This window comes from Arthrobacter sp. (genome assembly GCF_031179985.1).
Lineage (GTDB): Bacteria > Actinomycetota > Actinomycetes > Actinomycetales > Micrococcaceae > Arthrobacter.
In genome coordinates this window covers 44,861-59,547 of the sequence record NZ_JAPSHJ010000004.1, presented here as the reverse complement: position 1 = coordinate 59,547, position 14,687 = coordinate 44,861, and the positions used below count along the sequence as shown (strand labels likewise).

The window sequence follows — 14,687 nt, the reverse complement described above, 5'->3', positions numbered from 1 at the left end:
TGCGTGTGTTCAACAAATGCCGGCGCTGGTTCGGGGAAAGGTTCATGGCCCGCTCTCCCGGTACCGAGCGCGGCCAGCAGGTCGCGCGCGATTATCAGCATCGACCACATATCGACGTGTGCGTGGTCCGCCGCAATTACGACAGTGAGTCCAGCAGCGGTCTCCAATACGCACAGCCGGTGTGAGGGCTGTTGGTATGGCGAACAAGCGGCATCGAGAATGTCCCGCACCGCGTCGTTGACGGGCTGACCAGGACATACCGGATGCTCCACCCAGGTTCCGGGACCGATGTGGATTTCGTGAAGCTCCGGATCACCATCGGCACCTGGTACGAAGGCCGTTCGCAGGGTGCCATGACGGTCGACGACGGCCAGCCAGGCATCGGCAATAGATTCACGACTAGCTGACGTATGCAGCCGAAAAGACAATGCCATCCAGGAGCCGGGGCGGTCACCTGCCCCCACATGAAGCCGCTGGTCAAAAGACACTGGAAGACGCCCGTCGAGCACAGACACGCTGACGTCGTAGCCCCAAAGTCGTCCGAACGGTAGGCGCAGGTGCGTGACGTTGGTCAGACGCATGGCAGTATCCTATAGCCCCAGATAGCCTGAATGCTCAACGCCGCCGCTCCAGGCGACGCGGTCACTCACAAAAACGAGGAGCCTGATGCCCACTTTCGAGGTTCCCGGGGCCGAGCTTGCGGTTGCTTTGAGCGACGAAGGTGGACACCCGGTTGTCCAATTGCATGGCCTTACGTCAAGCCGCGCACACGATCGGGTGCTCAACCTCGACCTCGGACGAGGGCTTAGCGGAACCCGGCTGCTGCGGTACGACGCGCGCGGCCATGGCGAGTCGACGGGGCGGAAGGTCCCAGAGGACTATCAATGGCAAAGCCTCGCCGACGACCTCCTGCGACTGCTCGATCACTGGTTCCCAGGCGAACGTGTCCACGGAGTTGGCCCCTCCATGGGTACCGGCACACTCTTGCACGCCGCTTCCCGCGAGCCAGACCGCTTTTCCGGGCTCACCCTTATGGTGCCACCGACCGCGTGGGAAACCCGACCTTTACAGGCCGCAAACTCCGGGTTTCTGCGGCGCTTATCGAGTCTGTTGGTATCGAGCCTTTCCTCGCCACGGCGCGCGGCGCAACACCGCCGCCGGCCACAATCGGTGCGCCGGAGACGGTGCCTGACGTCGCCGACGCCCTCTTGCCGTGGGTGTTCCGAGGCGCGGCACTCAGTGATCTGCCTGCTCCTGAAGCCGTAGCACGAATAGACGTACCGACGACGATCTTGGCGTGGGTAGACGATCCAGGCCACCCCCTGTCAACCGCGGAATCCCTTGCTGCATTGCTCCCGCAAGCAACGCTGACGGTCGCCCGCACGCCAGGAGATGTGGAAACCTGGCCTCAAGTTCTGAGCCAGGACGTCGCCCGTTGGGGCTAATCGACAATTCGCTCGACTACTTGCTCGCAGGTGAAACGGAACTCGACTAAACGTTGAAGCGGAACTCCACGACGTCGCCGTCGGCCATGACGTATTCCTTGCCTTCGATACGGACCTTGCCGCGGGACTTCGCCTCGGCCATGGATCCGGCCTCGATGAGGTCCTGGAAGGAAACAACCTCAGCCTTGATGAACCCGCGCTGGAAGTCCGAGTGGATGACCCCTGCTGCCTGCGGCGCGGTGTCCCCCCGGTGGATTGTCCAGGCCCGGGTTTCCTTCGGACCGGCCGTGAGGTAGGTCTGCAGCCCCAGGGTGTGGAAGCCCACGCGGGCCAGCTGGTCCAGGCCGGATTCGTCCTGGCCGTTCATTTCCAGCATTTCGCGGGCCTCTTCCTCGTCCAGTTCAACGAGGTCTGACTCCAGCTTGGCGTCAAGGAAGATGCAGTCGGCCGGTTCGACCAATGCACGCAGTTCGGCCTGTTTCTCGGGGCTGCCGAGGATTCCTTCGTCCGAGTTGAAGACGTAGATGAAAGGCTTGGCGGTGAGAAGACTAAGCTCTTTGAGGTGCTCCATCTCCAGTTTGTCGCTCTTTATCGAGGAAAAGATGGTGTCACCGCGTTCCAGGACGGTCTGGGCAGCCTTGATGGCTGAGAGCTCGGCAGCGTCCCGCTTTTTGATCTTGACTTCTTTTTCGATCCGGGGAATGGCCTTCTCGATGGTCTGCAGGTCCGCGAGGATCAGCTCGGTGTTGATTGTCTCCATATCCGAGCGGGGATCCACCTTGCCGTCAACGTGGATGACGTCGGGGTCATCGAAGACCCGGACTACCTGAGCGATGGCCTCTGCCTCACGGATGTTGGCGAGGAACTGGTTGCCCAGTCCTTCACCTTCGGAGGCGCCCTTGACGATGCCGGCGATGTCAACGAACGAGACCGCCGCTGGCAGGAGCCGCTGGGATCCAAAGATCTTCGCGAGCTCCTGAAGCCTGGGGTCAGGCAAGTTCACAACGCCCACGTTCGGTTCGATGGTGGCGAACGGATAGTTCGCTGCCAGCACCTGGTTCCGGGTCAGTGCGTTGAAAAGAGTTGATTTGCCGACGTTGGGCAGTCCGACGATGCCAATAGTAAGAGCCACGAGCATAGATTCTACCCGCACCGGCGTAAAAGCCGTGGGGCGGCGTGGAACTCTACCCATATGGGCCAGTCTGGTGCGTCCGTTCCTAAAACTGTCGTAGGCCCATGTCACAGTGAAGGCATGGACGCTTTCGCACTGATTCTCGCTCTTCTGATGTTGCTCTTGGGTGCCCTTTCCGGGGCGGTTGTCACCTTTGTATTGTTCCGGCGCCGCAGTTTGGCACTGGAGCAGGACTTCGACGGCGTCTCCGCCCGGCTTTCCGAGGTCTCGGCACAGTTTGCGGCAGCCGACGCCGAACGCCGCCTACTTGCGGCGCAAAACCGGGAGCTGGGCGAGTCACGAAACCAGGACGGAAGCGTACTGCGGGCTTTGGGTCCCGTCGCCGAAAAGCTCTCTGCGGTGCAGCAGCAGGTGTCGCTCCTTGAGCGTGACCGGCTGGAGCAGTACGGGCAGCTGGCCCAGCAATTGCAGGAGGCCCGGCTCTCCGATGAACAGCTCTTGAGGTCAACGCATGCTCTGGAGTCCGCCCTGCGCTCAAACAGCGCACGCGGCCAGTGGGGCGAGGTGCAACTACGGCGTGTTGTCGAGGCCGCCGGGATGCTGCGCCACGTTGACTTCCACGAGCAGCTTCACAGTGCAGGAACAGACAATTCGGTCCGCCCTGACCTGGTGGTTCAGCTGCCGGGTGACAAGCAGCTGGTTGTCGATGCCAAGGTGCCGTTGTCGTCCTATCTCCAGGCTCAGGAGTCCCTGACCACTGACGTCCGATCTCAGCCTGGGTCCGGAGCAAATGCCCAGCAGCTGCTTCTGGCCGCGCATGCAAAGGCCCTCAAGGCGCACGTAGATTCCTTGAGCAATAAGAAGTACTGGGATATCCCGGGGAACTCGCCGGAACTGGTGATCTGCTTCCTGCCGGCAGAATCCATTCTTGCCGCGGCCCTGGGAGCTGACCCGGGGCTCCTGGACTACGCCCTGAACAAGAACGTGGTCCTGGCGTCACCGGGTACTTTGTTGGCCGTGCTGAAGTCAGTTGCCTTCACCTGGCGCCAGGATGTTCTAACGGACAGCGCACGGGAGTTGTTTGAGCTCGGTCAGCAGCTCTACGAACGCATGGGAACGCTGGGAGAGAACGTCACCAAGCTCGGCTCGTCCTTGAAAACGTCAGTGGATCGCTACAACTCGCTGGTGGGCACCCTGGAAGCAAGGGTGCTGCCCACGGCAAGAAAGCTGAACGCCCTTGATGCCAGCGGACTGGTAACGCCGCCGGCCGTCGAGGTTACGCCCCGTTCCATCGCGGCGCCCGAACTGCAGGCCGAATTGCGCGAAGAGGATTCTGCGGCCTAGGAGCGGGCTCCGCGTCCACCCAAGGCCCTCGTCACGTCGCCGGCCTGCTTGAGGGTGGCGCGGAGCTCCTTGGGCAGCGAGAAGAGGAGGTCTTCCTCAGCCGTGACTACTTCCTCAACGGTTCCATAGCCGTAGTCAGCCAAGAGGCGGAGGACATCCTTGACAAGCACTTCAGGTACGGAAGCTCCCGAAGTAACGCCGACAGTCGCAACACCCTCAAACCAGGTCTCGTCCACTTCGTTGGCGAAATCGACCCGGTAGGACGCCTTCGCGCCGTACTCCAGAGCCACCTCGACGAGGCGAACGGAGTTTGACGAGTTGGCAGAGCCAACGACTATGACAAGATCGGCCTGAGGGGAGATCTTCTTGATGGCCACCTGCCGGTTGGTCGTCGCATAGCAGATGTCGTCACTGGGGGGATCCTGAAGTGTAGGGAAACGCTCCTTGAGCAGGCGGACCGTTTCCATGGTTTCGTCGACACTCAAGGTTGTTTGGGACAACCAGATCACTTTCTCCGGGTCCCTTACCGTCACCTTGTCCACTTCATGTGGACCATTGATGATCTGGATGTGCTCTGGCGCCTCCCCTGCCGTGCCTTCCACTTCCTCGTGGCCGTCGTGGCCTATCAGGAGGATGTCGAAATCATCCTTGGCAAAGCGCACAGCTTCCTTGTGGACTTTGGTGACGAGGGGGCAGGTGGCATCGATCGTCCGAAGCCCGCGGTCCTCGGCCGATTGGACCACCGCCGGGGACACTCCGTGTGCCGAAAAGATGACCAGCGCACCTTCGGGCACTTCGTCCGTTTCGTCAACAAAGATGGCTCCCTTTTCTTCAAGGGAGCTGACGACGTGCACGTTATGCACAATCTGTTTGCGGACGTACACCGGCGGGCCGTAGTGCTCCAGGGCCTTCTCCACGGCAATAACTGCGCGGTCCACCCCCGCGCAGTAGCCGCGGGGAGCCGCCAGGAGGACCTTTTTGGGGTTTTGCACAGGGACCGCCGCCAGTACTTCCTCAGGCGTTCGCCGCCTGCGCGGAACTGTTGGCATAGGAACGGATACAGCTGTGGAGGTCATTGTTCAATGCTACCGGCTCGATAGCCGGTGCCCTGCTTCGCCAATTCCGGCCTGGATCCTAGGCCCGTCGTCCCTGAAAGATCGTCAACACGATTCCCGCCAGCAGGAGGAATCCGCCGGCCCAGAAAGACGTGTTGATCCACTGCCCGAATGATGCAGCCGTCGCGTTGACGAGTTCCTGCTGGAAAACTTCGGCGACAGAGTTCCCGGAGGGCATCGCGGAGACCGCGGCGGATGCGAAGTCTGACCCAAGTTTCCAGAGCGCTGCCAAAAACAATCCCCCTACCCCTGCCACCAGGAGGATGACCCAGCGACGGCGGGCCGCCACCAGCGCGAGGACAAAGGCAAGCCCGGAGCCGACGGCCAGCGCGTACCCCATGGGGGCATACGCAGACAGATTGGCAATCAGTTCGCGGTGGCCGGATTGACCGATGCTGATCAGGGTTTCATCTGGAGCGCTGAACGGCACTCCGGTTGTCTCCGATAGCTGGCGTGTGAGCAGGCCAAGCAGCGGGGCAACATCAAGCGTCAGGGACGTTGAGGCGGCAGCCTCTGGTGGCAGGCTGCCAGGATCGGCGAAGCTGAGCCTGTGGCTTTTCCGCAGGGTCTCCTCCCACGCCGCAGGATAGCCGGGTAGACCCGTAAGGGAACCTGCCGCGGCTTCCAGGACAGGAGCCATGCCCTCAGCCATAAAATCCGGAATCTGCCCTGCCGGATTGAAACTCGCTACAGCAGCGGACGCAAGACGCCGCTGGAATTCCGGATCCTTGCCCAGTGGAGACGCTAACCGTACAAAGCCGTCCTCCTGAAGAATGTTCTGATCAACCCACATCGCCGGAACAGCCGCAGCCGCAAGCAGTAAGCCGACCATGACGGCAATGGCGGAAACAAAAGTACGCAAGAGAGTCCTAGGTTTGTTGTTTGGGATACAGCCATCCTAAACGTCGGGCCTGACAGCCTCAGCAGACAAGGGATGTCGGCCCGTGATGATAGAGCTATGGATAGAGTGATTGATAACTGAACCACCTTCCTGAACATCCGCGAAGCACCCCGTACGAAATACCCAGCTCAAAGGATCACCGCCCATGCATCAATCAGGTACCACCGATGGATTGCCGCGTGTCTGAAGTCGTCACAACCACAACGACGGTGCCTGCTACGGCTGCGGAAACGAGTCCTGAGAATCCGTGGCCGCTGCAACTCCTGTCCCAAAAGCTGAAAGCGCACATTGAACGGGCTCCGTCGGTCTGGGTCGAGGGCCAGGTTATTGAGCTCAACCGCCGCGGGACCAACGCGTTCCTGACGTTGCGGGATGTCGATGCGGAAATCTCCCTTCCGGCTTCTGTCTGGACCAAACTGCTGGACCGTCAGGCTGCACCCCTGGAGCGTGGATCACGTGTGGTTGCCCTGCTCAAGGCCGAATTCTGGGTGAAAACCGGCCGGCTCAATATGGCTGTGAAAGATATCCGTCCGGTTGGCCTGGGGGATCTCCTGGCGAGGATCGAGAGACTCCGACAAGCGCTGGGCGCTGAAGGGCTCTTTGCCGACGCCAGGAAGAAACCGATCCCCCTCCTCCCCCACAGGATCGGACTCATCACCGGCCGCGATTCGGACGCCAAGAAAGATATCCTCCGGAATGCGGCCTTGCGCTGGCCCGCCGTCGAGTTCGAGATCCGGGAAGTCGCCGTCCAAGGGAACACCGCTGTGCCGCAAATGATCGCGGCCCTGAAGGAACTCGATGAGGCACCTCAAGTCGACGTCATTGTTATCGCCCGGGGTGGCGGAGCCTTGGAGGACCTCCTGCCGTTCAGCAGCGAGGAGCTTGTCAGGGCCGTGTCACGGGCCACCACTCCTGTGGTCAGCGCTATTGGCCACGAAGCGGACCGCCCTATCCTCGACGACGTCGCTGATCTTCGTGCTTCCACTCCCACGGACGCGGCGAAGCGAATCGTTCCGGATGTTGCGGAGGAACTGTCCAGGGTCAGGCAATCGAGGGACCGTCTTCGCAGTTGTGTCACCCGCCTCGTGGAGAGGGAAAGTGAGCGATTGGGCTCGTTGCGCAGCCGCCCCGCTCTGGCGGCACCGGAGGTTCTGCTGACCAGCCGACACGAAGATATCGAAAGGTTGAGAAGCCGTTCCGGTTCGTCCATCGACGTCGCCTTGGCGAGGGCAGTGGACGGGCTCGTACATCTCACGGCGCAAGTACGGGCCCTGTCACCGCAGAAAACCCTGGACCGGGGCTACGCCGTGGTCCAGCTTGCCCTGGACGCCGACGCCCTTGAGCCCGGGGAAACGCGGCGCAGGCAAATTGTGCGTCATCCTTCCCAGGCTCCCGCGGACGCAGCACTGTCTGTCCGCGTAGCGGGCGGCAGGTTTACTGCAGTATCTACCGGGGGCACCGAAATCATCGAACACTGACATCACCAAGCATTGACAATCACCAGTACCGACGCCCTCCATCTGGGACGTCGCAAACACCCGATAACCCGGCAAGGAGCACCACTATGGCAGCGGCACAGAATCACCAGGCGGACATTGATTCGCTCAGTTATGAAGAAGCGCGGGAACAACTGGTGGGAATTGTGGGAAAGCTGGAGGCGGGAGGAGCCAGCCTCGAAGAATCGCTTGCCCTCTGGGAGCGTGGCGAGGCGTTGGCCAAGCGTTGTGAGGAGTGGCTCGAAGGCGCACGTAAGAGGCTTGCAGCAGCGCGGGACCACGTCCAGGACAGCTGACCAGAGCGGTATTCAGGACCTCTCGACGAGCGCCTTTTCCTGTTCCACATCGAAGTCAGCCTCCGGCCACTTCAGTTTCAGCTCCTTCAACGCGTCAAGGAGCAGCTGCTGGACAGCTATCCGCGCATACCACTTCTTGTTTGCAGGAATGACATGCCACGGCGCAATCTTAGTATTCGTGGCGTCGATTGCCGCCTGATAGGCGTCCATATAGTCATCCCAGAAAGCACGTTCCTTCAGGTCCCCGGTGCTGTACTTCCAGTGCTTTGCCGGATTGTTCAGCCTGGCCAGCAAACGCTTCTTCTGCTCATCCCGGCTGATGTTGAGCATTACCTTCACGATCCGGGTGCCGGAGTCCGACAACCGCGCTTCGAACTCGTTGATGGCGATGTAGCGGCGTTCCAGCTCCTTCTTTGAAGCCCAGCCATACACACGGTGGATCAGGACATCTTCGTAGTGCGATCGGTCAAAGACCCCCACCATTCCAGCTGCTGGTACTTCCTTTTCAATCCGCCAGAGGAAATCGTAGGACTTCTCCTCGTCAGTGGGCGCCTTGAAGGCCTTCAGCTGTACGCCCTGCGGATTCATCGCCCCCATAACGCGCGAGACGATACCCCCTTTGCCTGCTGTGTCCATGGCCTGCAGGATCAACAGGATGCGCTTGGTTCCGCCGAATTTGGCCGCTGCGAAAAGCATTTCCTGCAGGGCCGCCAGTTCGTCGTCGAGGTCTCTCAGAAGCGCCTTGCCATCCTCTTTGACCCCGGCGTACCCGGGTGTGGAGTCAGCGTCAACGTCCACCAGCTTGAAACCTTTTGCCGTCACCAGCGTTTGCGAGGGTTTCTGTCCGAACTTCACAACAACTGCCATGGGAAGCCTCTTTCCGCTGCCGTGCATCCTGGCGGCTGCGCTTGCTGTGAAGCACATTCCGCACGTTCACCTCCGAGGAATGCGGGGCGTGAACCGTTGAGATCAGGCTAGTTGCCTTGGTAGCGGCTCAGGAAGTCCCCCATACGGCCAATTGCTTCTTCAATATCCTTCACGTTGGGAAGGGTGACCATCCGGAAGTGGTCCGGCCGCACCCAGTTGAACGCCCGGCCATGGGAGACGAGGATCTTTTGCTCCCGCAGCAGGTCCAGGACAAACTTCTCATCGTCCCGGATGTGGTAGACCTCGGGGTCGAGCCGAGGAAAGAGATAGAGCGCCCCGCGGGCCTGTTGCGTACTCACGCCGGGGATGGCGTTCAGCAGATCGTAGGCCTTGTTCCGCTGCTCCAGGAGTCGACCGCCGGGAAGGATGAGGTCGTTGATACTCTGATAGCCTCCCAGCGCTGTCTGAATGGCATGCTGTGCCGGCACGTTTGCGCACAAGCGCATGTTGGCCAACAGGTTGATTCCCTCGAGGTAGTCTGCCGCTGTCTTTTTGGGTCCGGAAATCGCCATCCATCCGGCACGGTAGCCGCAGACACGGTAAGCCTTGGAAAGTCCGCTGAAAGTGAGGCAGAGAACGGCATCTCCGGTAAGACCTGCCATATTCACGTGGACGGCATCCTCGTACAGGATCTTTTCGTAGATTTCGTCCGCAAACACCACCAGGCCGTGCTTTTCAGCAAGCGCCACGATCTTACGAAGCGTAGTTTCCGGGTACACGGCGCCAGTGGGGTTGTTCGGATTGATCACTACGATCCCCTTGGTCCGGGGAGTGATTTTCGCCTCAAGATCCTCAAGGTCAGGCTGCCAGCCGGATTCCTCGTCGCAGAGGTAGTGCACCGGCTTTCCGCTTGCCAAAGCAACGGAAGCCGTCCAAAGGGGGTAGTCCGGGGTAGGGATGAGAACTTCATCGCCATCGTTGAGCAATGCCATGAGAGACATGGTGATGAGCTCGCTGACGCCGTTGCCCAGGTAAATATCGTCAACGTCAATGCTTTGGATGCCGCGGGTTTGGTAGTACTGGGAAACGGCAGTTCGGGCAGAAAATATACCTCGGGAATCGCTGTACCCCTGAGCGTGGGGAAGGTGGCGAATCATGTCCACCAGAATGGCGTCGGGCGCCTCGAATCCAAAGGGTGCAGGGTTCCCGATATTCAGTTTAAGGATTCGGTGGCCCTCCGCCTCCATCTGTTGGGCGGCCTCGAGGATCGGTCCACGGATGTCGTAGAGGACATTATGAAGCTTGGTGGACTGCTTGAATTCTGCCATCCATCAAATATGCCATATGGAGGATGTTAATCCCCTGAGAGTTGACTCACACTCCGGAGCCCGTCACTTGGTGAAGCCCTTGTCCTTGAGCCAGGCCAGTGCCGCTTCCTTGGGGTCTTGCTTCTGGTTGCCGCTGACCGCCCGGTTAAGGTTGATCAGGTCCTCGGTAGTCAGCGTCCTGGAGACATTGTTCAGGGTCTCCTTCGCCTTGTCGGTCATCTTGGCTTCGTTGTAGAGCGGAAGTACCTGCTGGGCGATGAAGTTGTTCTTCGGATCCTCCAGCACCACAAGATCGTTGTCGGCGATGGCAGGAGTGGTGGTGTAGATGTCGGCAACCTGCACCTCGTCCGCCAGCAGCGCCTTCACGGTGGCAGCGCCGCCGCGGTCGCTGAACGGTTCCAGCTTTTTGGGGACGCAGTCATAGTTCTTTTTGAGGCCGGGAAGGCCATAGTCGCGCTCCGCAAAGGTGGCCGGAGCGCCCACCACCAGTTCGCTGCATGCCTTGGCAAGGTCCGCGAGGGACTTCAGCTGGTACTTCTCCGCCGTCGCCTTGGTCACCACCATGGCATCCTTCTTCTCGGCTTTGGAAGCATCGAGCACTCCAAGGCCATTCGGCAGTTTGCCAGGCAGCGCCCGGAGAATCTCATCGGCGGAAACTTCGGTGGCCTCCTTGTCGATCAGCAGCAGGAGATCGCCGCTGTAGTCCGGCACGATGTCGACGGAGCCGGCCTGGACCGCCTTGAAGTAGACCTCCCGTGACCCGATATTGGGCTTGGTGCTGGCTGCGACCCCCGCGGCGTTGAGAGCACCTGCGTACACTTCGGCGATGACCTGGCTTTCGATGAAGTCTGCCGCACCGATCACAATTGGTTCACCGGCGGAGGCGGAAGTGCTGGTCGCAGGCACTGTGCTCAGCGGATCCGACCCGCCCGTACAGGCACTCATGGCCAGGGCCAGGCCCAAACCTGCGGCCCAGCCACCCACAGCACGGCGTCCTATTATGTGACGTCGTAAATCGTTCAATCTGTACCTCCTTGGACAACAGGCTCCGGGGATGGGGAGGCTGCGCGATCAACTACGGCCTGCTGGCCGCGGTCAGGCAAGACGATCATAAGCAGCTGGATGGATCCTGATGAGAATCAGGACCCATCCCGGCCGTCACTTCCTTCCGGACTTTCGGGATTTGCCTTCCCGCTCCACTGACTTTTCATAGCCATACCGTTCAGCTGACCGCTGACTTTTGCCCGCTGCCACCACTTTCTGGTGCCATTCCCGCTGGTAAGCCCTGTGCGCCGCAGCATCGTGGCGCCTGGTCAGGGCAGCAAGCTCGCGCTGAAGCTTCAGGTAGTTGGCCCAGCGACGGTTATCCAGGGTTCCGTCGTCCAGCGCAGCCTGCACAGCGCATCCTGGCTCCCGGTCGTGGGCACAATCAGAAAACCGGCAGGCCTCCATGAATTCCTCAAGGTCGCCGAACATCTCGCCCATTCCGCCCTCGGCGTCGAAAAGTTCGAAGCCTCGAACTCCGGGCGTGTCCATGAGCACCGCGCCGCCAGGCAGCGGGACGAGTTCCCTCGCAGTGGTGGTGTGCCTGCCCTTGCCGTCGCCCGTGCGGACGTCCCCGGTGTCTTGTGCCTGGTATCCGACCAGGGCGTTGATCAGCGTCGATTTTCCCGCTCCCGAAGGCCCCAACAGCACCAGGGTGCTTCCGGCGGGCAAACGGCCTGAGAGTTCCTCCAACCCGTCGTGCTGTTCTGCTGATGTGGTCACCACATCCACACCGGCTGCTTGAAGCATGACCTGCCCAACGACGTCGTCCGCTATGTTGGCCAGATCCGCCTTGGTAACGATGACGAGCGGAGTGGCACCTGAATCCCACGCCGCTACGAGGGTCCGCTCGATCCTGTTGTGCGTGAGCGGCCGGTCAACCGGAACCACCACACCGACGATATCGATGTTGGCTCCGAGGACCTGGAGATCAGATGATGCTGCAAATGCACGCTTTCGGCTCAGTTCCGAGTAGCGCGGGAGGACACTTGCGATGACCGGTTCGGCTGAGGCGTTCATCCCCAGCCAGACCCAGTCCCCCGTTGCAGGAATGGAGCCATGGAGCGGGTAGGGGACGTGGAGGAACTGGTCCGCGGCAGCCACCAGCACACGGTTGCGGTCCATCCGCACCACCCTCCCGGGCATCGTTCCGTCGGCGTGCGGATGTGCGGCGAAATACGCTGCCCTGTCCTGGGTGAATCCGTAGTGAACGGGACCGGCCAGCTCAGATCCGTTGTTTGAGCGTGTTTCGAGAGAAGGTTCAGCCGATGAAAGGCTGTTGGTTTTTTTCAATGGGAAGCCTTTGATGGGCCCCGCCAGGGCGCAGAAGCGTCTCTGAGCCGCTAGGAAGTGCGATCAAGCGGGGAAGGAAGGTTGGTGTGATTGAGGCGCGAGGCGCGCAGAACTATGACAGTCATCACTTCCACCTCCCCCTTTTGCTTTCGCAGTATGTCCCTGAATATGGCCGCCGGCCAACCGGCAACTCTGACAGGTTATCGAACTCTGCCGCTGCTGGCCATAGCCACGGCGGGACACGCCCACGGGCTCCAGGATCGGCTGACTTTCGCTGCCGTTGCCATGCACCGACACTGCATTCGGTTCTACAGTGGGGAGGTGACCAATCTTGAAGTCAGCCCACGGGAACAAATATGTCCGCCTGCAGACATTGGTGAGGGTTTGGGAGCCGGCCCGTGCCTGCAGTTGTGGCCCGCCCGCGAAGTTCCGCTGGGAGGTGTGCGCGCCATGAATGTCCAGCGCACTCTCCCCCAGCGAGGCCTGCCAACAGTGGGAGCCTGGTGCTTCCTCGACAGCTTCGGCCCGGACCGCGTGGCAATGTCCGTTCTGCCCCATCCGCACACGGGCCTTCAAACGGTCACGTGGCCACTCATCGGCACCATCCGCCACCGCGACAGCGTGGGGAGCGACGTTATCGTCCGGCCCGGTGAACTGAACATCATGACGGCCGGCCACGGCATCTCCCACTCAGAATTCGCCGTGCTGCCGCAGCCCTCCCCTGCAACGGTCCAGGAGGAAATGCCCGACGGCGGCCCGGAGCTTCCGCTGCAGCGGGGACTCCAGTTCTGGGTTGCCTTGCCGGACAGCGAGAGGGACAGGGTGCCCGCGTTCGAGCAGCACCGGGAGTTGCCAACGATTGAGGGAAAGGGCTACGTGGCAACGGTCATGGTGGGAACTTTCGCCGGATCAACGTCGCCGGCGACCATGTATTCGCCCATCATAGGAGCGGACGTCACAGCCCAGGGACCTGTCCGGTTGCCACTGAATCCAGAGTTTGAGCATGCCGTCCTGGTTCTCGACGGCAGCGTGGTTCTTGAGGATCAGCATGTGACGCCTGGTCCCCTGTGCTATCTCGGGACAAGACGGGATTTCCTTGACCTGGACGCTGCTGCGGGTACCCGCTTCATCCTGCTGGGCGGCGAACCCTTCCAGGAAGAGCTGCTGATGTGGTGGAACTTCGTTGGGCGGACCCACGAGGACGTGGCGTTGGCCCGTGAGGATTGGGAGGCACAGGCCGGCCTTGGGGAGAACTCAGTTGAAGCCGGCCGGTTCGGAGTGGTGAGGGGGCATGGGCCAGAGGCCGGTGCCGAAGCCGGCCGCATACCCGCCCCGCCCTTGCCTGGTGTGCGGCTCAGGCCGCGAACACGTTCCTGATCGGGGCGGCAGGATCAGCCCTCTGGACGCTGCTCCGCAAGAAGCTGAAGAACCCCGAATACAGGCTCCCGGTCCAGGACGCGCACATCGTTGATACCTTCTGAGGCCAGGTGTTTCCGGAAGGAATCCTGGATCCAGGAAACGTTCATGCCAAGCCCGCCTCCAAGAATTACGGGGCCGTCGACGTCGAGCTGCCGCAGCGTTTCCACGGCCAGATCCGCCAGGTCACTGCCTGCCTGTACCAGAAAAGCAAGGCTGGTGGCGTGGCCGCTCTCCGCTGCCTCCACGACGAGGCGGGCGCGCTGGGCCCAATATCGCCGCCCTGTCTCGGCCGAATGGAAGAGTGCAATCAGCTTGTTGGGGTGATCAACGGTGCAGGATTCCAGCAGTGCGATGGTGAGCTCATCGGGTTCAAAGCCCTGGTTCATTCGCCGGAGGCTGTAACGGACAGCCTCCCGGCCAAGCCAATAGCCGCTGCCTTCGTCGCCCAGCAGGTATCCCCAGCCACCCGCCCTGGCTTCTTTGCCGGCCTCGTTCCGGCCCCAGGCCGCCGACCCTGTGCCACCGATGACGGCCACGCCGGTGCTGGCACTCCCGGCAGCCAGGAGCAGCCGTGAATCATGGACAACGGTGATCCGCGCGCCGGGGACGTGGGGTGAGATCAGTGAGGCGAGCGCGGCGGCGTCGTCGTCGGTGTCTATGCCTCCGGCCCCCGCATACACGTGCGCGATGGAACCGCCGCCTATTCTGGCAAACAGTTCAGCGAGGTTCCGAGCCGCTTCTTCACGGCTGACGTTCTGGACGTTGGAGCTCCCCACAACCTCGTCTGCAACGGCTTCACCGTCGAGGAAGCGGACCCCATGGGTCTTGGTTCCTCCAATGTCCAGACCGATGACACTGCCGGCAACTCTCCCGGCAGGGAGGCGGTCCGCATCAACGGAATTCGATTCTGGGAAGCTGTCAGCACTGTTCACCTGAACAGACTACTTAACCGCCGGCGGCCAGCCTGCAATCAGGGCCATAAAGGCCGCAACATTTCTGCCGCCCCT

Annotated in this window: 13 protein-coding genes and 1 pseudogene; 5 read left to right on the top strand and 9 right to left on the bottom strand. The window is 61.2% G+C overall.

Annotation, left to right across the window (positions count from 1 at the left end; all coding sequences use genetic code 11):
* A pseudogene (locus tag RIN13_RS03200) lies at positions 1–581 on the bottom strand (peptide synthetase); the annotation flags it as partial.
* A gap of 85 nt (positions 582–666) precedes the next feature.
* Here RIN13_RS03200 and RIN13_RS03195 point away from each other — a divergent pair.
* Complete coding sequence (locus RIN13_RS03195) at positions 667–1,266, top strand: alpha/beta hydrolase (protein WP_309105889.1); 600 nt, start codon at positions 667–669, stop codon at positions 1,264–1,266.
* Between the two features lie 225 nt (positions 1,267–1,491).
* Here RIN13_RS03195 and ychF read toward each other — a convergent pair whose 3' ends face one another.
* Positions 1,492–2,577 (bottom strand): redox-regulated ATPase YchF, encoded by a 1,086-nt coding sequence (gene ychF / locus RIN13_RS03190; protein ID WP_309105888.1) that lies wholly within the window; start codon positions 2,575–2,577, stop codon positions 1,492–1,494.
* A 120-nt stretch (positions 2,578–2,697) separates the two neighbouring features.
* On the opposite strand from ychF, the gene RIN13_RS03185 reads away from it, so the two are divergent.
* Positions 2,698–3,921 (top strand): DNA recombination protein RmuC, encoded by a 1,224-nt coding sequence (locus RIN13_RS03185; RefSeq protein WP_309105887.1) that lies wholly within the window; start codon positions 2,698–2,700, stop codon positions 3,919–3,921.
* Here the strand turns inward: RIN13_RS03185 and RIN13_RS03180 are convergent.
* Complete coding sequence (locus tag RIN13_RS03180) at positions 3,918–4,997, bottom strand: 4-hydroxy-3-methylbut-2-enyl diphosphate reductase (RefSeq protein ID WP_309105886.1); 1,080 nt, start codon at positions 4,995–4,997, stop codon at positions 3,918–3,920. The genes RIN13_RS03185 and RIN13_RS03180 overlap by 4 nt on opposite strands.
* 58 nt (positions 4,998–5,055) lie before the next feature.
* Positions 5,056–5,898 (bottom strand): hypothetical protein, encoded by an 843-nt coding sequence (locus RIN13_RS03175; protein WP_309105885.1) that lies wholly within the window; start codon positions 5,896–5,898, stop codon positions 5,056–5,058.
* Between the two features lie 218 nt (positions 5,899–6,116).
* Here RIN13_RS03175 and xseA point away from each other — a divergent pair, with 218 nt between their 5' ends.
* Together xseA and RIN13_RS03165 are read left to right on the top strand one after the other, a co-directional pair.
* On the top strand, positions 6,117–7,415 hold the full coding sequence (gene xseA / locus RIN13_RS03170; protein WP_309105884.1) for an exodeoxyribonuclease VII large subunit: 1,299 nt from the start codon (positions 6,117–6,119) through the stop codon (positions 7,413–7,415).
* Positions 7,416–7,501: 86 nt separating this feature from the next.
* On the top strand, positions 7,502–7,729 hold the full coding sequence (locus RIN13_RS03165) for an exodeoxyribonuclease VII small subunit (RefSeq protein ID WP_309105883.1): 228 nt from the start codon (positions 7,502–7,504) through the stop codon (positions 7,727–7,729).
* Positions 7,730–7,741: 12 nt separating this feature from the next.
* Here RIN13_RS03165 and RIN13_RS03160 read toward each other — a convergent pair whose 3' ends face one another.
* The 4 genes from RIN13_RS03160 to rsgA form a co-directional block, all read right to left on the bottom strand.
* A complete protein-coding gene (locus RIN13_RS03160; protein ID WP_309105882.1) occupies positions 7,742–8,596 on the bottom strand; it encodes a polyphosphate kinase 2 family protein in 855 nt (284 codons plus the stop codon).
* Between the two features lie 107 nt (positions 8,597–8,703).
* Entirely contained in the window at positions 8,704–9,924 is a 1,221-nt protein-coding gene (locus tag RIN13_RS03155) for a pyridoxal phosphate-dependent aminotransferase (protein WP_309105881.1), read from the bottom strand.
* 63 nt (positions 9,925–9,987) lie between these two features.
* Positions 9,988–10,947 carry an ABC transporter substrate-binding protein gene (locus tag RIN13_RS03150; RefSeq protein ID WP_309105880.1) on the bottom strand — a complete coding sequence of 320 codons (960 nt, stop codon included), beginning with the start codon at positions 10,945–10,947 and terminating at the stop codon, positions 9,988–9,990.
* A 135-nt stretch (positions 10,948–11,082) separates the two neighbouring features.
* On the bottom strand, positions 11,083–12,192 hold the full coding sequence (rsgA, locus tag RIN13_RS03145) for a ribosome small subunit-dependent GTPase A (protein WP_309105965.1): 1,110 nt from the start codon (positions 12,190–12,192) through the stop codon (positions 11,083–11,085).
* A gap of 390 nt (positions 12,193–12,582) precedes the next feature.
* Between rsgA and RIN13_RS03140 the strand changes: the two genes are divergently transcribed.
* Positions 12,583–13,638 carry a pirin family protein gene (locus RIN13_RS03140; RefSeq protein WP_309105879.1) on the top strand — a complete coding sequence of 352 codons (1,056 nt, stop codon included), beginning with the start codon at positions 12,583–12,585 and terminating at the stop codon, positions 13,636–13,638.
* A gap of 14 nt (positions 13,639–13,652) precedes the next feature.
* Here the strand turns inward: RIN13_RS03140 and RIN13_RS03135 are convergent, their stop codons facing one another.
* On the bottom strand, positions 13,653–14,531 hold the full coding sequence (locus RIN13_RS03135) for a BadF/BadG/BcrA/BcrD ATPase family protein (protein ID WP_309105964.1): 879 nt from the start codon (positions 14,529–14,531) through the stop codon (positions 13,653–13,655).
* Positions 14,532–14,687 lie beyond the last annotated feature (156 nt).